This is a genomic window from Bradyrhizobium barranii subsp. apii (assembly GCF_011516635.5).
GTDB lineage: Bacteria > Pseudomonadota > Alphaproteobacteria > Rhizobiales > Xanthobacteraceae > Bradyrhizobium > Bradyrhizobium barranii.
In genome coordinates, this window is record NZ_CP096255.1 from 5,211,079 (window position 1) to 5,231,478 (window position 20,400).

16 protein-coding genes are annotated in these 20,400 nt (G+C 63.2%); 8 read left to right on the forward strand and 8 right to left on the reverse strand.

Features of this window, described 5'->3' with window-relative positions:
• Positions 1-12: 12 nt before the first annotated feature.
• Positions 13-1,389 carry a SagB/ThcOx family dehydrogenase gene (locus HAP41_RS24780; protein WP_166105803.1) on the reverse strand — a complete coding sequence of 459 codons (1,377 nt, stop codon included), beginning with the start codon at positions 1,387-1,389 and terminating at the stop codon, positions 13-15.
• A 95-nt stretch (positions 1,390-1,484) separates the two neighbouring features.
• Positions 1,485-3,731 (reverse strand): TOMM precursor leader peptide-binding protein, encoded by a 2,247-nt coding sequence (locus HAP41_RS24785; protein WP_166096594.1) that lies wholly within the window; start codon positions 3,729-3,731, stop codon positions 1,485-1,487.
• A 917-nt stretch (positions 3,732-4,648) separates the two neighbouring features.
• On the opposite strand from HAP41_RS24785, the gene HAP41_RS24790 reads away from it, so the two are divergent.
• The 3 genes from HAP41_RS24790 (at position 4,649) to HAP41_RS24800 (ending at position 8,115) form a co-directional block, all read left to right on the forward strand.
• The gene (locus HAP41_RS24790) at positions 4,649-5,518 is read left to right on the forward strand and encodes a VOC family protein (RefSeq protein WP_224580753.1); all 870 of its coding nucleotides are present in this window, start codon (positions 4,649-4,651) and stop codon (positions 5,516-5,518) included.
• Positions 5,519-5,719: 201 nt separating this feature from the next.
• Positions 5,720-7,570, forward strand: a complete 1,851-nt coding sequence (ilvD, locus tag HAP41_RS24795; protein ID WP_166096592.1) for a dihydroxy-acid dehydratase — start codon at positions 5,720-5,722, stop codon at positions 7,568-7,570.
• Positions 7,571-7,791: 221 nt separating this feature from the next.
• A complete protein-coding gene (locus tag HAP41_RS24800; protein ID WP_071913852.1) occupies positions 7,792-8,115 on the forward strand; it encodes a hypothetical protein in 324 nt (107 codons plus the stop codon).
• Positions 8,116-8,464: 349 nt separating this feature from the next.
• Here HAP41_RS24800 and HAP41_RS24805 read toward each other — a convergent pair whose 3' ends face one another.
• Positions 8,465-8,986 (reverse strand): GNAT family N-acetyltransferase, encoded by a 522-nt coding sequence (locus HAP41_RS24805; protein ID WP_063986368.1) that lies wholly within the window; start codon positions 8,984-8,986, stop codon positions 8,465-8,467.
• Positions 8,987-9,137: 151 nt separating this feature from the next.
• Here HAP41_RS24805 and HAP41_RS24810 point away from each other — a divergent pair, with 151 nt between their 5' ends.
• From HAP41_RS24810 to fabI, 4 genes are read left to right on the forward strand one after another with little or no spacing between them, the layout of a single operon-like run.
• Complete coding sequence (locus HAP41_RS24810) at positions 9,138-11,360, forward strand: DUF3141 domain-containing protein (RefSeq protein ID WP_166096591.1); 2,223 nt, start codon at positions 9,138-9,140, stop codon at positions 11,358-11,360.
• A 29-nt stretch (positions 11,361-11,389) separates the two neighbouring features.
• Positions 11,390-12,352 (forward strand): phosphate acetyltransferase, encoded by a 963-nt coding sequence (locus HAP41_RS24815; protein ID WP_166096590.1) that lies wholly within the window; start codon positions 11,390-11,392, stop codon positions 12,350-12,352.
• Between the two features lie 5 nt (positions 12,353-12,357).
• Entirely contained in the window at positions 12,358-13,572 is a 1,215-nt protein-coding gene (locus HAP41_RS24820; RefSeq protein ID WP_166096589.1) for an acetate/propionate family kinase, read from the forward strand.
• The gene (fabI, locus tag HAP41_RS24825; RefSeq protein WP_166096588.1) at positions 13,569-14,357 is read left to right on the forward strand and encodes an enoyl-ACP reductase FabI; all 789 of its coding nucleotides are present in this window, start codon (positions 13,569-13,571) and stop codon (positions 14,355-14,357) included. Before HAP41_RS24820 ends, fabI begins: the two co-directional genes overlap by 4 nt.
• Positions 14,358-14,363: 6 nt before the next feature.
• On the opposite strand, the gene HAP41_RS24830 is transcribed toward fabI, so the two are convergent.
• From HAP41_RS24830 to HAP41_RS24850, 5 genes are all read right to left on the reverse strand, one after another.
• Positions 14,364-14,822, reverse strand: coding sequence for a MaoC family dehydratase (locus tag HAP41_RS24830; protein WP_071913863.1), 459 nt, complete (start codon positions 14,820-14,822; stop codon positions 14,364-14,366).
• A gap of 13 nt (positions 14,823-14,835) precedes the next feature.
• Complete coding sequence (locus HAP41_RS24835) at positions 14,836-15,486, reverse strand: 3-oxoacid CoA-transferase subunit B (protein WP_166096587.1); 651 nt, start codon at positions 15,484-15,486, stop codon at positions 14,836-14,838.
• A 4-nt stretch (positions 15,487-15,490) separates the two neighbouring features.
• Complete coding sequence (locus HAP41_RS24840) at positions 15,491-16,138, reverse strand: CoA transferase subunit A (RefSeq protein WP_063983266.1); 648 nt, start codon at positions 16,136-16,138, stop codon at positions 15,491-15,493.
• A gap of 93 nt (positions 16,139-16,231) precedes the next feature.
• Positions 16,232-16,828, reverse strand: coding sequence for a hypothetical protein (locus HAP41_RS24845; RefSeq protein WP_166096586.1), 597 nt, complete (start codon positions 16,826-16,828; stop codon positions 16,232-16,234).
• Positions 16,825-17,751 (reverse strand): alpha/beta fold hydrolase, encoded by a 927-nt coding sequence (locus HAP41_RS24850; RefSeq protein ID WP_166096585.1) that lies wholly within the window; start codon positions 17,749-17,751, stop codon positions 16,825-16,827. Before HAP41_RS24850 ends, HAP41_RS24845 begins: the two co-directional genes overlap by 4 nt.
• A gap of 132 nt (positions 17,752-17,883) precedes the next feature.
• On the opposite strand from HAP41_RS24850, the gene HAP41_RS24855 reads away from it, so the two are divergent.
• Complete coding sequence (locus HAP41_RS24855; RefSeq protein WP_166096584.1) at positions 17,884-20,391, forward strand: alpha/beta hydrolase; 2,508 nt, start codon at positions 17,884-17,886, stop codon at positions 20,389-20,391.
• The last annotated feature ends 9 nt before the right edge of the window (positions 20,392-20,400 follow it).

Consider the following 20,400-nt stretch of genomic DNA (forward strand, 5'->3'; position numbering starts at 1 on the left):
GGACACCCGCTTCTAGCCTTGGACCTCCGGCGTCCTGCCGCGCCCGAGCGCGAATTGACCGACCGGGCCCTCGATATGGAATTCCAACTCCGTCATTTTCGCGAACAGATCGATGTTGGTGCTGCCAATGGCGCAGCCGCCGAGGCCCATATCGGTTGCCGTCAGGTAGAGCGTCTGAATCAGGCTGCCGACATCCTTCAGGATCAGCGAATATGCGATTGAGCTGTATTTCCAGGAGATCCGCCCAAAACGCGCCGCGATCGTGATGAGGATTTGTGGCTGACCCGGCGCGTCCATGGCGAACTGGGCAGCCGCCAAATGCGCCTGGAGTTGTTGGGGGGAGGCGCTGATCGCGACTAGCGCGTGGCTCCCTGCATCGTAGTGGTAGAGCCCGCGCGCAAGCCCGTCGCAGTTCGCGACGGTAAGGTACAATTCCAGCTCGTACGCGCTGCCCGCCGACGGATAAGGCCTTGTGCTGTAGGTGACGTCGGAACCGCCTTCGAAATACGGCTCGCTCTTCCACTCGGACAAGACGCGCGCGCTGGTGTCGAGAAACTGCGCGAGTTCGCCGAGCGTGACCGGATTCTTGTCGTCGAAATCCCGCGTTGAATGGCGTTCGCGCAACAGCTTCGGGAAGCGGGAGTTCGGCTCCGAGGAGGAGAATTTGCGCAGGTCAATCTTGCTGCCGGCCCAGGGCGGACGCACCGCTGGCGACGGCGGAACGATGCCGGCATAGGTGAAGGCGGCGCCGACCGGATTGGCTTGCCGACCCTCCGTGCTCCGCGTGTGAAACACCAGATCGTGGAAATCCCAGAGTACGAGGTTGCCGTCGCCTTCGTTCACCCGCAGGCCTTGTCCGTCTTTCGCATCGAGCTTGAGCAGGATCTGGCTGTCCAGCAACAGTTCGAGCAGATGGAGGGTGGAGGAAGCCACCGTCTGGTTGAGCTTGCCGATCTTCCGGGGCTGCGACAGCGCCGCAAGGGTGGCGGCGATGGCGGGATCGCCAATCCGGAACAACGCGCCGGCGCATGGCGATTCCAGCACCAGCTCGTTGCCGCGCCGACGGAGAAAGGCAAAGCGCGATAGCACAATGGTGTCACGACTGCCCAGCTTCGCGCGCCGCGGCCAGTATTCGGGGACTTGGGGCTCGATGACCACGAAGTCCTGCGTGTTACGCGACGAGGAGAGGCGGTATTCCAGAAGCCCCTGCCCGGCCAGGCGACGTACCAGGGCGTCGACGTCTCTCGCGAGGGCGCTCTTGCCCGCAAAGGACGCGAGCGGAAGGCCGGTGCTCAGATGTCGCGCGCAGTCCATCGCGGCCGCGCTGAATTGTCCGAGGTTGACGGAATAGTCGCCCAGAATGGCGGTGATGTTTCCGTCCGGCTGCATCTGGAGGGAGAAATGATGGCTCAACCGGGCGGCAATGTCTGGCGCGATCTTCCTGGTCGGCTTTTTCCGGGGAGCGCGCACGAAAGAGCAACCCTTCAGGTGTGTGGAAGGAATGAAGTCAGATCGCTTTCCGGTCGCGGCCGGTCCAACAATCCGAGCTTCACCGGCACATCGTAAAGGCGACCCGGTGCGAAACGGCGATAGAAATGACGCAGGCCGGGAACGAGGACTCTGACGACCGGAACCTCGACGTCGGGACGTGTCTGGTCGAGGACGAGGAAATCGTAGCCTGCACGGGCGGCGATCTCGACGCAGGCGACGACCTGGTCACGCGTATTGTCGTGAAGCTTGAGGCTCGGCGCTGGGAGGACGATCGGGTGGTCGCTCGGTGTCAGGAACGGGTAGTCTTCCAGGCGCAGCGGCGTGACACCGTCGAGGGTCGGCTTCTCGCCGCTTGCGCCGCCCATCATGCCGACGGACATAAATTGGGTCAGTTCGGTGAGGGATCGCAGCAGCGCTATATGGCGGTCGAAATGCGCGCCGGAACCGAACTCGATATTCTCGTGTCCATTCTGCATCCAGTGCATGATCGCCACGTAAGTCGGAATGCCGAGGTCCGTGGTGATGTCGAGCACCCACAGCTTGCGCCCGGCTTCCGCAAATTGAGCCTGGAGATCCCGAACATAGAAATCGTCGAATTGCCCGAGATCGACCTCGGCGCGTCGCACCCGGTTGTACCACCAGATCGCGTAGGCATCGCGCTCGATCAGTTCGAGGAAGCCCTGAACGATGGCTTCGTCGCGGGTGTTGCCGGCCGCGCAGCCGTTGGAATCCGTATGAAAGCCGCCATAGAAGAAGTACAGGAGGCCGGTCGGCAGATATTTGAAGCGTTTGTCGCGCAACGACGAGACCGGCGACCACTCGGTCCTCGTCGAGGGATCGAACGGCTCGGGCACCGGATGGGGATCGTCCGGCTGCTGCAGAAACCTGGTCTTGAACTGCGTTTCGCTGAAGAGCTGGACGTCGTTGGGAAGAAGCGCGTCGCCAGGCGCGAAATCGACGAAGCGGCGCGTCGTCCTGATCTCATCGCCCTGGAAAATACCAGAATAGCGTTCGATCGATTCCATCAGCGCGCTTGCCTCACCCTGTTCAGCCGTCGAGCCCTTGCCAAAACTGCCGCCACTCAATCCGGACCTGAGCTGGTCGATGCTGTGGGCCGGCGCGGAGAAATTGTGCTGGGCGAAGTAGTTGGTGTTCATCGGCAGGTCGACGTCGATCCGCTCGAGCCGGGTCACGACCCCTGTCAGTGGGCTCACATGCTTGCGGAAGCGCGACACCGTCGACCGCGACGTCACGGTGCGATATCCACCGCTGGTCATGACGAGCCTCTTGCCCTCGGCAATCTCGACCAGGGCCGGAGATCGGCGCGGGTTGTTCAGCTTCCTGCTGCCGCAGGTCGGACATTGTGGACGTCGCGTCACGTAGTGCTTGGCGATGGCGGCGCCGGTCAGGTCGAAGCTTGCGATGTGATCGCACAAATCGGTGCGAAAATCCGAGGCAATTGCCTTGGCGATCTCGACCGCCGCAAAATGGATTCCAGTCTTGCCGACGCTTTCTCTGACGAGAGGCGACATGGCAACCGCACGCGCCGGTCCCCGGTCAAGAAACCCCTTGATCTCCCGGTTGCGGATCATGCGATCGAACAGGCAGGTCCAGCAGGCGCTCTCGCCCGGTTTGAACATGGGCCCGACCAGCGGAAACGCGCCGGACGGCTGTACCAGCAGCCATGGCGTTTTGCCCGCTACGCGTTCGTGGTTCAATTCGGCGAGCCGCCGGTCGAGATAATTGTTCACCAGCGTGATCGTGAGCTTCGGCGAGCGCTTGGCGATTTGAACACCGAGCTTGCTCAACGCCGCGGTCAGCTCCTTGGCGCCTTTGACGTCAATCGACTCGACCTGCACGGGGCAGTTGCGAAGATTTTGTTCCGCGATCTCCAGGGGCATGCCGAGGCTTGCCAGGAAACCGCCGACGGCGTCGTCGAACGCTTTCGGGGTCCGCGCAACGACATATCGGCGATCGAGCAGCCGCTTGATTGCTTCCTCGATCTTGTCGGCCGGGAAGCGCTTCGAAAGCTGGCGAATGATCTCCGACCCGGCCTTGCCGTGTTGCCCGATCGCAGTGGCGAGGGCGCAGTAGAGCTCGCCGTGCAGGAAGAATTTGCGGTTCTCGGAATAGAGACAAACCGCATCGGGAGGCAGTACGTAAGCGGTGAAGTTCGGTGCAAATCGGAGAATGTCTTTGCGGGTCTGCCGCGCAACGCGGGTCTTGCGAGTTGCAGTCATTGAGTCAGCACGCTGATCCTGTTGCCGTCATGCTAGATCCCCGGCGCAAGATGGAACGTCGCGACGGCGCGCCGGCATTTTCCCAGAGAATTGAAACGAATTCAGCTGTCACCCGCAAGCCGCCGATGCAGGCGTCGTAGCGAAATCAAGCAATTGGCCGGACCCTTTCTTGAGGCCGGCCAATGACCTATCAACCCGTGAATTTGACATTCGGAACGTGCCGGGGTCTAGCACACGCGGCAGCGGCCCCATGATGCGCAGCAACCCGCGCATGATACGGCACATCCCACCACACCAACGCCACAGCCGACAGCACAGCCAACTGCACAACCCGCACATCGGCAACCGACGCCACATCGGCAACCACGGCAAGCCCGACAGCCTCCGCAGCCGCGGCAACCGCCGCATCCGCGCCATGCCAGCTGCACGCGGCTACCGGCGTTTTCCTTGTCGAAGAGATGGAAGGTGGCCAGGCTGACGTCAGCCATTTCCTCTTCATCGAGCGCGATTGCCTGGCCCGTTCCAAGGTGCGGCAATTGTTGTACGTCGGGTGTCGGTACGGCGGACGCCGATGCGCCTCCCGCCAGCGAGAACGTCAACCCTGCGGCTCCGAACGCCGGCACGGCGACTTTGCTTACTCGCTTCTTCCCTTTAGAAGTCTTCTTCGCCTGCCGCATGGTCGAACCTCCGAGCATTGCAAGAAGTATCCCAGCCGCGGTAAGTCTACGCCCAGGAAATAACGCGGGCAACAATTACGCGCACAAAAGCGCGGGGCTGCACGTTCGGGATGTATTCATCTTCATGAACGGCAACCGGCACGGCCGGTTGACACAACGCGTCAACGATCCACGCTCTCGCTACGCGTGCAGCTTGGTGCAGTGCCGCAAGCGCATCCAGGTTTGAACGGAGAGATCGGCGTGGCGGATCAACTCGGACGTGTCGCTTGGTACGAACTGCTGACCACGGACGTCGCGGCGGCGGGCGCATTCTATCGCAAGGTCGTCGGCTGGGGCGTGAAGGATGAATCGACTCCGGAACTGCCTTACACGGTGCTTCGTAGCGGCGACATCCCGCTGGGCGGCCTTATGGATATCCCGGAAGAGGGGCGGAGATCAGGGGCAACGCCGAGATGGATGGGTTACGTCGCTGTCGACGACCTGGACCGGGCTGCCGCGCAGATCAGGCGTCTCGAAGGCACGATCTTTGTGCCGCCGACCGACACCAATATTGGTCGAATAGCAGTCGCTGCCGATCCGCAGAAAGCGACGTTCGGGCTGATCGAGAAACCGACATATGGCCGATGGAAACCGGGCCGGCTGGACGAGCCCGGGCGCGTAGGCTGGCATGAGCTATTGGCCGCCGACCGGACAGTGATCTTCGATTTCTACAGAGAACTATTTGGTTGGCAGAAAGCCGACGCTCAAACCGATCCAGCGGACTGGTATCAATTGTTTTCGGCCGGGGGGCAAACGGTCGGCGGCATGCTGACGAAACTTTCGAGCGTAGCGCAGCCATGTTGGCTGCATTACTTCAATGTCGACGACATCGGCGCTGCGACGAAGCATGTGAATGCTGGTGGAGGCCGGATCCTCCAGGGTCCGATCGAATTGCCTGATGGCTGCTGGATCGCACGATGTGTGGATCCCCAGGGCGCCCTGTTTGCACTGCAGGGTGCCGGGGGTCATGCAGGCATCGAGCCATTCTCGGCCTCGGAAGTCGGGTGGTCCGCCAAGTGGGGCGGCATTGCCTCCCAGGGGAGAATTGTGCTGCCAAAGCCGAAGCGCTAGCTGCTGCAGCGTCCGTCCGGCGCTGGCGCGACCCTGCAATAACCCGCGCCGGGAGCAGGGGAGGCCTGCGCGGGGCCGATCCGGGCCGTTTCGGGGCAAGTTCCCGTTGCGCGCGCCCAGCCCGTGCGCTATCCGGCCGGAAAGGCCTGAGGCGGCTTCCATTTTTCCGCCCGGCTGACCCAACCGAGGACGGAAACCGCCATGCCAGCCTATCGCTCCCGCACCACCACCCACGGCCGCAACATGGCGGGCGCCCGCGGCCTCTGGCGCGCGACGGGCATGAAGGATGCCGATTTCGGCAAGCCGATCATCGCGGTCGTCAACTCCTTCACCCAGTTCGTGCCCGGCCACGTCCACCTCAAGGACCTCGGCCAGCTCGTCGCCCGCGAGATCGAGCAGGCCGGCGGCGTCGCCAAGGAATTCAACACCATCGCGGTCGATGACGGCATCGCCATGGGCCATGATGGCATGCTCTACAGCCTGCCGTCGCGCGAGCTGATCGCCGACAGCGTCGAATACATGGCCAACGCGCATTGCGCCGACGGCCTCGTCTGCATCTCCAACTGCGACAAGATCACGCCCGGCATGCTGATGGCCGCGCTGCGGCTCAACATCCCCGCCGTGTTCGTCTCGGGCGGCCCGATGGAGGCCGGCAAGGTCACGTTGCAGGGCAAGACCAAGGCCGTCGACCTCATCGACGCCATGGTGGCGGCCGCCGACTCCAAGGTCAGCGACGAGGACGTCAAGGTGATCGAGCGCTCTGCGTGTCCGACCTGCGGCTCCTGCTCGGGCATGTTCACGGCCAATTCGATGAATTGCCTGACCGAAGCGCTTGGCCTCGCATTGCCCGGCAACGGCACGGTGGTGGCGACCCATGCAGACCGCAAGCGCCTGTTCGTCGAGGCCGGCCACACCATCGTCGATATCGTGCGCCGCTATTACGAGCAGGACGATGCCTCCGTGCTGCCGCGCAACGTCGCCAACTTCAAGGCGTTCGAGAACGCGATGACGCTGGACATCGCGATGGGCGGCTCGACCAACACCGTGCTGCATCTGCTGGCGGCGGCCCATGAAGGGCAGGTGGAATTCACCATGCAGGACATCGACCGGCTGTCGCGCCGCGTGCCCGTGCTCTGCAAGGTCGCGCCGTCGGTCGCCGACGTCCATGTCGAGGACGTGCATCGCGCCGGCGGCATCATGGGCATTCTGGGCGAGCTCGATCGCGCCGGCCTGATCGACACCTCGGTCTCGACCGTGCACGCGCCGACCATGAACGACGCGCTGGAGCGCTGGGACATCAAGCGCTCCAAGAGCGAGTCGGTCCGTACCTTCTTCCGCGCTTCGCCCGGCGGCATCCCGACGCAGGTCGCCTTCAGCCAGGAGCGCCGTTACGACGAGCTCGATAGCGATCGCGAGAAGGGTGTGGTCCGCAACCTCGAGCATGCCTTCAGCAAGGATGGCGGTCTCGCCGTGCTCTACGGCAACCTCGCGCAGGACGGCTGCATCGTGAAGACCGCGGGCGTGGACGCCTCGATCCTGAAGTTCTCCGGCCCGGCACGCGTGTTCGAAAGCCAGGACGCCGCTGTGGAAGGCATTCTGGGCGGCAAGGTCGTTGCCGGCGAGATCGTGGTCATCATCTACGAAGGCCCGCGCGGCGGCCCCGGCATGCAGGAGATGCTGTATCCGACGAGCTATCTGAAATCGATGGGCCTCGGCAAAGCCTGTGCGCTCGTTACCGACGGACGCTTCTCCGGCGGCTCGTCCGGCCTCTCGATCGGCCATCTGTCGCCGGAAGCGGCGGAAGGCGGCAACATCGGTCTGGTGCGCACCGGCGACCGCATCGCCATCGACATCCCGAACCGCAGCATCAGCCTGGAGGTCTCCGATGAGGAGCTCGCCAAGCGCCGCGCGGCGGAAGAGGCCAAGGGCGATGCCGCCTGGCAGGCGACGGGCCGCAAGCGCAACGTCTCGACCGCGCTTCAGGCTTATGCAGCGCTCACCACCAGCGCCGCACGCGGTGCGGTGCGTGAGGTGAAGCGGCGTACGAAATAAGCGCTGCACCGTCCGCGCCTCGCGCGATGGTCAACAAGTTCTGAACGGCCGGCGCAAGCCGGCCGTTCGCATTAAGGATGCCTCGACGAAGTTCGGCAGCTCAAGATGTTGCAGCTTATAATGCTCGCGACCTTCGCAAATCCATTTTGGGCAACTGGGGCACCACCACAATGTCTCGTACTCTCGCTGTCGTTTTCTCAACGGTCGTCGCCGCGATTTCCATGACGAGCGCGGCCTCCGCCGGCTGCTACAATTGCTACGCGCCGCCGCCGTGCCAGACCTGCTACCAGCAGCAATACGTGCAGCCGCAATACCGCACCGTCGACGAGACCGTGATGGTTTCTCCCGGCGCGACCGTCGCGCACCGTACGCCGGCGCAGTACCGCACCGTGATGGTGCCGCAGACCGTGATGGTGGCACCGCCGAGCGTCCAGTACGAACGCGTCCCGCCGCAATACGCCACGCGCCAGCGCGTCGAGATGGTTTCGCCCGGCTATTCCTATTACGCCCCGGTGCAGATGGGCTGCGCGTCCTGCGGCTACTGAGCCAACGCAGCGACGAAGAGTTTCGGGCGGCGCTCCTTTGGGGGCGCCGTTTTCTTTTGAGGCAGCAAACGAGGCCCGGAAATGGACGCGAATCCAACCGGGCCTCGCAACCGGCGACGCCCTGGGCGGTGTCGCCAGTGTCCGGGATTGCTGAGGGGCGGCGTGTGTCGGCGGCCGACATGTTGCGAAGCTAGACGAACAGGCTGACGCTCGCCTGACAGATCGCGTGCGGCGGAAAATTCAGGCTTGGGGTGAGGGCGCGCGTTTGGAGGTGCCGGTACCAACGGACGGTGGCGCGACGCGCCGCCGCCATTTCTCTCGATGCTGGAGCTCTCGTACCGGCCGCGTATTAGGACAGCTTCAATGCCATGTGAATTACACCGGGTTCGCGGGTCGTTGCTGGCTTGAAGCCAAACTTGTCGAAGACGCGGAGCATCGCCGCGTTCTCCGGTAACACCTCCGCGGTCAACTCCGTCAATCCGGCCTCGCGGGCGATAGCGATCAGATGGCACGTCAGCAGCCCGCCAACGCCACGTCCCTGCCAGGCATCGATCACGACGAAAGCTGCTTCGGCCCGTCCAGGCTCGAATATGACATAGCGACCACCGCCGATGATCATGCTGCGGCTCGCCTCTTCCGTGCACGCAACCAGCGCCACGTGGTTTCTGAAATCGGGTTCCATGAAGAAAGCGCGTTCCCGTTCGGAAAAATGACGCTTCGTCACAAAGAAGCGGCGTTGGAGCGATTGAGCGCTGGTCTCCTCGAGCGCGGCAAGCATGTCGGGCTCATCCTCGGGACGAAGCGCCCGGATATCGACCAATCGTCCGTCGCGTAGTCTCTCCTGGCGGCTGTAATTTGCTGCATCCGGCACTTAAGCTCTCCCGCGGCCCGATTGCGGCGCGCCCCCGCGGGGCGGTTGGTCGATCCCGATTGACGCGAACACCGTCGCCGATCGTTGACCTAAATCAACGTCAGCGACCGCCGACCTTTTTGAATGACCTCGCGCGACGACGAGGTCGAACATGGCGATCAAAGACTTAAAGCTGCCTGATGGCCCAATGTCGGGGCTGGTCGCCTCGGCCGTGGAATACATGGTCGATGCGGGACAGCGTAGCGTCCTGTTCCTGGACATCATGCGCCAGCGTGGCGACCAGTACCGCGAGCACGTCGCCCAGACCGCGCCGCATGTGCTGCAATATGCTGCAGAATTGATCACGGACGGCCGGAAGCTGGACGAACCGGTCAACTACGCGCTGGTGCGCATCATTCCGCCGAAGGATGTTGAGATCGACATGAGCCGGCGTCCGTTCGTCGTGGTCGATCCGCGCGCCGGCCATGGACCCGGCATCGGCGGCTTCAAGGCCGATAGCGAGATCGGCGTCGCCATGAAGGCGGGGCATCCCTGCTACTTCATCGGCTTCCTTCCGGAGCCGATGCCCGGGCAAACCATCGAACGCATTGCGCGCGCGGAAGCGATCTTTATCGAGACCGTCATCAGCCGTCATCCGGACGCCGACGGAAAGCCCTGCGTGATCGGCAATTGTCAGGCCGGCTGGGCCGTCATGATCCTGGCGTCACTGCGGCCGGAATTGTTCGGGCCGCTGATCATCGCCGGTGCGCCGCTGGCCTACTGGGCAGGCGTGCATGGCAAATACCCCATGCGCTATTCCGGCGGCCTGCTGGGCGGAAGCTGGCTCACGGCACTCACGAGCGATCTCGGGGCCGGCAAGTTCGACGGCGCCTGGCTGGTGCAGAATTTCGAGAACCAGAACCCGTCGAATACGCTCTGGACCAAGCAGTACAACGTCTACTCCAAGGTCGATACCGAGGCGGAACGCTATCTCGATTTCGAGCGCTGGTGGGGCGGACACGTCAATCTCAATGCCGAGGAAATCCAGTTCATCGTCGACGAGCTCTTCATCGGCAACAATCTCGCCGCCGGTCGGATCGAGATGTCCGATGGCCAGAAGGTCGATCTGCGCAACATTCGTGCGCCGATCGTGGTGTTCTGCTCCAAGGGCGACAATGTCACCCCTCCGCAGCAGGCGTTGGACTGGATCCTGGACTGCTACGCCGACGTCGACGAGATCAGAGCCTATGGCCAGACCATCGTCTATACCGTTCACGAGAGCATCGGTCATCTCGGCATCTTCGTATCCGGCGGTGTGGCGAAGAAGGAGCACGCTGAGTTCTCCAGCAACATCGACCTGATCGACGTGCTGCCGCCAGGACTCTACGAGGCCACGTTCGAGGCCCGTGGCAACGAGACGCTCAATGCGGATCTTGCGGTAGGCCAGTGGGTGATGCGCTGCGAGGCCCGCACGCTGGATGATATCCGCGCGATGGGCGGAAATTCGCCCGAGGACGAGCGGCGCTTTGCTGCGGCCAAGCGTGTCTCGGAGCTCAATCTCGCTGCCTATCAAAAATTCATGCGGCCGTGGGTGAAGGGCATGGTGACGCCCCAACTCGCGGAATGGGCCCGCAACATGCATCCGCTGCGGCTGCAATACGCGGCGTTCAGCAGCCAGAACCCCTGGATGTCCACGGTCAAATCGGCTGCCGATCGTGTCGAGACAGACCGCAAGCCGGTTTCAAAGGACAATCCATTCCTGGCATTCCAGGAACAAATGTCGAAGCAGATCGTGCACACGCTGGATAGCTGGCGCGATGCGCAGGAGGCGCTGAGCGAGGCCGTCTTCCTCAACCTCTACGGCTCGCCGCTGCTCCAGGCCGCGGTCGGCGTCGACCCTAATTCCGTGCCCTCGCGCCACCGGGAGATGTCGCAGGAGCATCGCGCCATGCTCGCGGCACGGATCGCCGAGCTGAAATCGCACATCGCTGAGGGCGGGCTCCGCGAAGCGGCGCTCCGCGCGCTGCTTTATGTTGGCTCCGCACGCGGCATGGTGGATGAGCGGAGCATCGAGGCGTTGCGGCAGGTTCGGCGTGACCATGCCGGCGCCCGCATGACGCTGTCGGAATTCAAGAAGCTGGTGCGTGAGCAGTTCTTCATGCTGCTTCTCGATCGCGAAGGTGCTCTCGCTGCGATCCCGAAATTGTTGCCCGACGACACCAACCAGCGGCGTGCGGCCTTCGTGGCGATGCGCGAGGTGCTGTCGGCGAGTGAGGACATCACCGGCGAGCGGGCCAATCGCCTGAAGCGCGTCGCCGCGCTCTTCGGTCTGGACGGAGAGGGCGAGTTGACATCGAACGTCGCCCCTTTCGATCCCAAGGCACGGGCGTCGTAACGCGGATTGGCAGGATCGGGAGTGACATCATGTCGGCCGACACGACGCAAACCCAGCCCGGCAGCAAGTACGATAGGTTAATTGCGGCGGCGAAGGGCGCGCCGCCAACGTCGACCATCGTGGTGCATCCTTGCGACGAGACCTCGCTGCGCGGCGCCATCGATAGCGCAAGCGCCGGCATTATCCGGCCTGTGCTCGTCGGGCCCGAGCGGAAGATCAAGGATACTGCCGCCCGGTGCGATCTCGATGTGTCCGGCTTCGAGATCGTTGATGCCGCGCACAGCGACGAATCCGCGGCCAAGGGCGTCGAGCTCATCCATGCCGCCAAAGGCGAGCTGTTGATGAAGGGCAGCCTGCACACCGACGAATTGATGCGGGCCGTCACCGCCAAGACCGGAGGCTTGCGCACCGACCGACGTATCAGCCATGTCTTCGTGATGGATGTGCCTGCCTATGCAGAGACCATCTTCGTGACGGATGCGGCGATCAACATTTTCCCCGATCTCGACGCCAAACGCGACATCATTCAGAATGCGATCGACCTCTACAATCAGGCAGGGTTCGGCAAGACGCCGCGGGTGGCGATTCTGTCTGCCGTCGAGACCGTGACCTCGAAAATCCCCTCGACCATCGAAGCCGCGGCCCTGTGCAAGATGGCCGATCGCGGCCAGATCACCGGCGGCATCCTCGACGGCCCGCTGGCTTTCGACAATGCCATCGATCTGGAGGCCGCGCGGATCAAGGGCATCACATCCGAGGTTGCCGGCCGCGCCCAGATCCTGATGGTTCCGGACCTTGAGTCCGGCAACATGCTCGCCAAGAATCTCGCCTATTTCGCCAAGGCCGATGGCGCCGGCATCGTGCTCGGTGCGCGTGTGCCCGTCGTGCTGACCTCGCGCGCGGATTCGCCACGTGCGCGGATGGCGTCCTGTGCCGTCGCCGCGCTCTATGCTCATGCCCGGCGCCGGAAGGCGCCGACGGTTGCCGCGTGATCGCCATGGATACGATCCTCGTCGTCAATGCCGGCTCGTCCAGTGTGAAGTTTCAGGTCTATGCGATCGAAGGCGACGGTGCGCTTCGTCGTCAGATCAAGGGACAGATGGACGGTATCGGCAGCCGACCGCGTCTGCGGGCAAGTGGCCCGAGCGGCGATCCGATGGCCGATCGGGCTTATCCGATCGAGGCTGTGCCTGATGTTCCGGCGGCGATGGCCGTTGCCGGCGACTGGCTGCGGGACGAACTTCGCGTCACGCCGATCGCGGTCGGTCACCGGGTCGTGCATGGTGGGCCGGACTATTCGCGGCCGGTACTGATCGACCACGGCGTCGTGTCCCGTCTCGAACGATTTGTGACCCTGGCGCCGCTGCACCAGCCCCACAATCTGGCGCCGATCCGTTCGCTGCTGGCGAATTTCCCGACGCTGCCACAGGTTGCCTGCTTCGACACCGCATTTCACCGCACGCATGATGCCGTCGCCGACCATTATGCTATTCCGCATCAACTTCATGCCGAGGGTGTCAGGCGCTATGGCTTTCATGGGCTGTCCTACGAGTATATCGCCCGGACGCTGCCGGGCGTGGCGCCCGATATCGCGAAGCGGCGCGTGATCGTTGCCCATCTCGGCAGCGGCGCGTCGATGTGCGCGCTCAAGGACGGGCGCAGCGTCGAGAGCACCATGGGTTTCACAGCGCTCGATGGCCTGCCGATGGGAACGCGTCCAGGGCAGATTGATCCCGGGGTGGTGATCTATCTCATCTCCGAGAAAGGGATGTCCGCCTCAAACGTGCAGAACTTCCTTTATCGCGACTGCGGATTGAAGGGGCTCTCCGGTGTCAGCAATGACATGCGCGAGCTGGAGGCGAGCGCCGACCCCAAGGCGAAGCTCGCGGTCGACTATTTCGTCTATCGGATCTGTCTCAGTGCCGGCATGCTCGCGGCCGCCTTGCAGGGCCTCGACGCCTTCGTCTTCACGGCCGGGATCGGCGAGAATTCGGCGAACATTCGCGCACGCGTGGTCGAGCAGCTAGGATGGCTCGGCGGCACGCTCGATCCCGTCGAGAACGCGCGTAATTCCAGGCTGATCTCGCGTTCCGACAGCCGCATCCCCGTCTACGTCGTGCCGACCGACGAGGAACTGATGATCGCACAGCATACGCTGTCGCTGTTGATGAACGGACAATCGACCAATCCAAGGCAAGAGAGGGTGTCATGATCCCCGTGTTCCCGGATACAAAGGTTGCCCTGAAGGGCAAGAAAGGCCTCGTCGTCGGCATCGCGAACGACCAGTCCATCGCCTGGGGGTGCGCGAGGGCATTTCGTGCGCTTGGGGCCGATCTGGCCGTCACCTATCTCAACGATCGCGCCAAGAAGCACGTCGAACCGCTCGCGCAGGCGCTGGAAGCGCCGATCTTCATGCCGCTGGACGTGATGACGGAAGGGCAGACCGAGGCGGTGTTCGAGCGGATTGCGAAGGAATGGGGACAGCTCGATTTCCTGCTGCATTCGATCGCCTTCTCGCCGAAGGAGGCGCTCCATGGCCGCGTGGTGGACGTCGGCCGCGATGGCTTCCTTAAGACGATGGACGTCTCTTGCTGGTCATTCCTGCGCATGGCGCATCTCGCCGAGCCGCTGATGAAGAACGGCGGCACGATGTTCACCATGACCTACTATGGCAGCCAGATGGTGGTGGAGAACTACAATATCATGGGCGTGGCGAAAGCGGCGCTTGAAGCGGCCGTCCGCTACGCGGCCGCCGAACTTGGCCCCAAGGGCATCCGCGTGCACGCGATCTCGCCGGGCCCGCTCGCCACGCGCGCGGCGTCAGGTATCCCGGAGTTCGACGAGCTCATGGACAAGGCGCAGTCCAAAGCGCCGGCGCGCAGCCTGGTCAGCATCGACGACGTCGGCAATGCCACCGCGTTCCTGGCGCTGGATGGTGCCAAGCTGATCACCGGGGGCGTTCTCTATATCGATGGCGGGTATCACATCATCGACTGAGCGCCCTCAGCGATAGTGCAGGGCGATCAGCTCGGCGACGCAAGCGGGCTTCTTGCCGCCCTCGATCTCGATCACGAGATGATAGTTGACGCGCAAGCCGTCCGGCGGCACGTCCTCGGTTTCAGCGACGGTGACCCGGCCGCGGAGCTTTGAGCCGGCCGGCACCGGCGCCAGATACCGGATGCGATCCGCGCCATAATTCAGCGTATTGCGCAGCCCTTTCAAACCCATCACGGATCGAATGAATAGTGGAGCAAGCGAGAGCGACAGCAGGCCGTGAGCGATTGTGGTGCCGCCGGGCGCTTCCTTCCTGGCGCGGTCCTGGTCGACATGGATCCATTGCTCGTCACAGGTTGCTTCGGCGAATTTATTGATCCGATCCTGGGTCACTTCGATCCAGTCGCTCGCGCCGATCTCGGTGCCGACCGCGGATTTGATCTCGTTGAAGTCGCTGAATATCCGCATGGTCGTGACCTCGTCAGATCGTCATTTCCGGGATGTTGTCAGGAACGACCAATTCGGCCTCTGTCACCGCCATAACCTCGCCAACGCTGACACCTGGGGCGGTCTCGAGCAGCGTCGCCTTGCCGTCCGCAAAACCGATGACCGCCATGTCGGTCACGACCAGATGGACCGGGCGCGCCGAGGTCAGAGGCAAGTTGCATGTCTTGACGATCTTCGACTTGCCCTTCGCTGCATGTTGCATGGCGACGATGACCCGCTTGGCGCCGCTGACGAGGTCCATCGCCCCGCCCATGCCCGGCACCATCTTGCCCGGGATCATCCAGTTGGCGAGAAGCCCATGCGCATCGACCTGGAGGCCGCCGAGCACGGTGACGTCGACATGGCCGCCGCGGATCAGTCCGAACGACATCGCACTGTCGAAGGTCGCCGCACCCGGGAGCGCGCTGATAGGGCGGCCGCCGGCGTCTGTCAGTGTCGGATGCGCCATGCCTTGTTCGGGAATCGGCCCGGTGCCGATCAGTCCGTTCTCCGACTGAAAGAAGACTTTCAAATCGGCCGGAACGTAATTCGCAACCAGGGTCGGAATGCCGATGCCGAGATTGACAAGGTTTCCGCTCTTCAACTCCCTGGCGACGCGTCGGGCGATGATGATCTGCGGGTCCATGATCTCACCCGTTGGTAATGAGGTAATCGACGAGCGGCGCCGGGGTCACGACGTGATCGGGCGCGATGACACCGACGGGCACTATGTTCTCTGCAGTGACGATGACCGTGTCGGCAGCCATCGCCATGACCGGGTTGAAGTTGCGGGAGGTCAGTGCGTAAGCGAGATTGCCGAGATAGTCGGCGAGAAACGCGTGAACCAGCGCGTACTGCGCCCGCAATGCCGTCTCCAGCAGGAACGGCTTGCCATCCACCTCGATCTGACGCTTGCCTTCGGCAACCAGCGTTCCGACGCCCGTCGGCGTCAGCACCCCGCCGAGGCCACATCCGCCCGCGCGGATGCGTTCGACGAAGGTGCCTTGCGGCACGAGATCGACGGCGATCTGGTTCGCGAGCATCTGCTGCTGCGCTTTCGGATTGAGGCCGATATGCGTTGCCGTCAGCCTTGAGACCAGCGCAGCGTCGAACAGCTTGCCGACGCCTTTGCCGGGAGTGGCAGCGTCATTGCAGATCAGAGACAGGCCGGTCTTGTTCTGCCGCACGAGTTCGTCAAGCAGGCGCTCCGGGGTTCCGACGCCCATAAAGCCGCCGACCATGACGCTCGCACCGGCCGGGATCATCGCAACGGCTTCTTCGACGGAAACGGCCTTCATGGGCGGAACTCCGGTCGGCAGGCGCAGGTGAATACTGGATCGATGTTGGGGGCGGGCAGACTCTCGGCCTTGATCTGCGTCAAGGTTGCCGGGTCATTCGCGCAGGCCAACGCCGACGCCTGCAAGGGTCTCGTGCCAGAGCCTGCGCACCTCGGCGTGCCGCCGTTCGAGCGTCGCGCTGACGGCATCCCGGAAAGGTAAGAGGTCCGGGCCCTTCAGGAACAGAATCTGCGCCTGCAACAGCCGGCCGCTCTCGAACTCGATGCGGCGCAGCGCCATCACGAAGGGATCGTTCGCGTTCGCTTCCGTCGGGAGCAGGGCCGCCGGCCGGATCCCGGCATGAACCGCATGTGCGAGCGTCGCGAGGTGAATGGTCTGCGCGCGGGTGTGGTCGGCGATGCCTTCGATCGGGGCGGGGAGCCAGGCCATCTCCCAGGATGCCGCCATGGGGCCCAGCGCGAGGTCCGGGACCCAGGCGGTCGCGCGCATGAGAAGTGAGACGATCTCGCTCTCGCGATAGAACTGCGCGTTCAATTCGGTCTGCCAGGCGGCATCGAATCTCGCGGGCAGGGCGACGGCGAATTGCCGTGCCAGCGCACCATGCGCAGAAACCAGGAACGCGGCGACCCGCGTCTGCTGGCGCGGCGGCACGCGCCCGTCGGCCTGCAGCGGTCCGAAGAACGCGCTCATGTCGCTGGCCTCTGCACCGGGATCGCGCGCAGATGGTCATAGCCGGCGGGAAACGGCGAAAAGTCTCCGCCGGCATCTTCCGGCGCGATCAAGACCTGCTTGTTGCCCTGCCAGCGGCCAGCCAACACGTCCTCGGCGAAGCGCGCCAACAGGTCGGCAGTTAGTGCAGCCTTTTCGAGCGTAAAGGCGTGATAGGCCCTCGGGATGATGACGAGCGCACTGTCAGGAATTTCCACACGCAACGTCTCGTGCAGCGCCCGCGGCGTGAGGAAGTCGAACTCGCCGTTCAGGATCATGGTCGGGACGGATATTGAGGAGAGCTGCGGCGTCAGCGGCTTGAAGTCGAGGAAAGACTCCATCAGGTTCTGAAGGGCGTACACGTCGTTGACCAGCCAGCCCTGCCGCTTCACGCTGTCGAGCTTGTCCAGCAGCGGCTTCAGCCACTGGTCGGACAGGTTCATCGGCAGCAGCAGATCCTGGAGGTAACCGGTGCCGCCCAGAATGAGGCCGGTGCGCAAGGCGTTGCCGATCAGAAGCAGTTGTGGTGAAAGCTCGGCAAAGCAGCTCATCGGTACAAGGCCCGACAGCCGCGCGCCATGCTCGATGGCATAGCGCAGCGCGATCAGGCCACCGAAACTGATGCCACTGAGGAAGACCGGACTGTCTCCAAGTTCGCCGATCAGGCGATGCAGCACGGCGATGTGGTCGTCCTGATCGATGAACAGCGCGGGCTTGTCGGAGACGCCCTGGCCGAGCAGGTCGAAGGTAGCGACCCGGAACCGCCGTGCGATTAGCGTGTCGCGATACGCGCCCCAAAGCTCGGAATACTGCGTCAGACCGTTAACCAGCACATAGGCAGGCGCATTCGCCGGTCCGTCGAGCTCATAGCGGATACGATATGAGCCATTACTGAGGAAGGGCATTGCGGGGACCGGCCAGCGTGACGATGACCACGATCCTCAACGCAGGCCTGAGGATTCCATTGAGCTAAATCAAACCTCAGGAGGAGGTCCAGCCTAGCGTTCGCGCAAAATACCGCCAGTAGGGAGTTCGTCATGAACGGGAGAAGCGCACTCAAGCGTTGCTTCGTCAGCCTGATCCTGTTGCTGGTCGGCACCGCGCTCGCGGTCGCCCAGCCGTTCACGCGGCGCTCGTCGCAGATGCAGCATGACGGGCTCAAAAAGACCTATGAGATCGCGAACTTCCGGCTTGGCGGCAAGTACGACCTGGCCAATCCCTCCAAATGGGAGAATGGCGGCGAGGGCGGCGTGACGCTGGAATCGCTCGGGGCAGGCAAGCTGCGTACCGGATACATCGCGATCGGCAACGCGCGGCGCAATGCCGCCGGTGAGATTACCAACGCGGTCGTGATCAATTCCTATTATTCCGGCGATTCCACCGATATGTACGAACAGTGGGTCAAGGGCGCGGCCCTGTCGGGCGGCGTCCCGATCATCGGCCCCGGACGGCCGATCGACACCGACCGCTACTACGTCATCATGGTCGACCCGCTGGGCACGTGGGGCGCAAGCAAACCGTCCGACGGCCTCGGCATCAAGTTTCCGCAGTACAGCTACTACGACATGGTGCAGGCGAACTACCGCCTGCTGCGCGACGAGTTGAAGGTGGCGCGCGTCGCGCTTGTCACGGGCGTCTCCATGGGCGGCACCCAGACCTACGTGTGGGGGGTCATGCATCCCGAATATATCGGCGCCCTGATGCCGATCGGCGGCACCACGCAGTCGGACGGTGAAGACCCCGTCGGCAACTGGACCTTCCAGATGATGACGGCCGCGATCGAGGGCGATCCGGTCTGGCAGGCGACCAAGGGTGACTACTACAATCTGCCCAAGGAGAAGCACCCTATGCCGGGTGTGGCGTTCGGCTGGTCGATCCTGGGCATGACGGGCTACGACTTCGGCTTCCGCACGACCCAGAACTGGGCCGCGGTCCAGCCCGAGATATTCTACTGGGATCCGCCGAACGAGAAGGCCGGTCTGAGCGTCACCAACCGTGCCAAGCTCTATGACGCCGTCGATCTCGTCTGGCGCAACCGGGTCGGTGAGACCCATAACGTCAATCCCTATCTCGGCCGCATCCAGTCGCGCACACTGGTGATGCACATCACCAACGACCTCTGGCTGAACTTCAAGCTGGCGCAGAAGGCCGTAGATCGCGTGCCGGGCGCGGACCTGATCGCGCAGGAGAGCCCGGTCGCCCATTACGGCGTGTTCCCGATCATCAACCAGCGCAAGAACGATCCGAAGTTCGTCGCTTTCATGGACGACGTCGCGGCTCTCGATCGCGCGGGGATGTTCGTCGACAAGAATTATCGCGTACCGGGCGTCGCCGTAAACATCGATCCGAGCAAGTCCTTCTGGAAGGACTTCGTGACCTATCCCTATCCGGTCAAATACGCCAACGCCAAGGACAAGATCGGCAACACCTGGCAGATCGGCTACATGGATGAGTATGCCGGCACCGACAAAGATCCCAAGGTCCTCGTCATCATCCACGGCAAGGGCGCATTCGGCGGGCACTATGGCAACATCATGCAATATGCGCTGCGGAGTGGCTTGCGTGTGATCGTGCCGGACTTGCCGAACTACGGCATGTCCGGGCCCGGTAATCTCGATAAGAGCCCGGCGCGCACCATGCAGGATATGCGCGAGGTCATCTACGATCTCGTCGTAAACCAGCTTGGCGTCAAGAAATCCTATTATCTCGGCCACTCGCTGGGCGGTCAGTTCGTCACGGGGTACGCCCTGACCTGGCCAGATGCGGTGCAGGGCCTCGCGCTCGAAGCACCGTCCGGACTCGAGGAATACCCGCGCGACATTACGATCGCGAAAGACAAGAAGGCACCTCTGTTCCAACCGGGACTCGGTCGCGACTTCGACAAGTGGAAGCAGATCTGGGACCAGACCGGCATCCTGGCGGCGGAGAAGGCCCGCGACGAGCAGAGCATTCGTGACTTCTTCTACTTCAAGAAGCGCAACCCCGACACCGGCGTGGTGTCGGCGGCGAAGAGCGGCTACTTCTTCAGCGACAGTGAATATGCGCGCTTCCATACCGAGCAGCGCGTCGGGCTTACCAAGGGCAACCCCAAGGAGCTCGAACAGTGGTGCAACGTCTTCATCTTCGACATCTACACGATCGGAGCCGAGCTCCAGCAGGATGATCCGAAGAACCTTTACGAGCGGGTCACCCAGATCAAGGCGCCGATCTTCCTCGCTTTCGGTGACAAGGAGCCGTTCATCCCGACGCCCGCCTTCAACGGGCTGACCGATCTCGGACGCGACGTCATCACGCCGTTCATGACGCGCATGACCAACGCCGGCAACCGGCCGATGCTCAAGATCTATCCGGAGACCGGGCACTTCATCCACACGGACAATCCGGTGGAATATTCAGCGGACGTCGTGGACTTCGTCACGAAGGGAACGGTCGACACCTCATCCCCCCTTGGCACAGATCGCATGATCAAGGGTTCCGTGGTATCCGCCCTGCCAGTGGCGCCAACACCTCCCGGTGCGGCACCAACCGCCGGTCTCAACAAATAGGATCGGTCT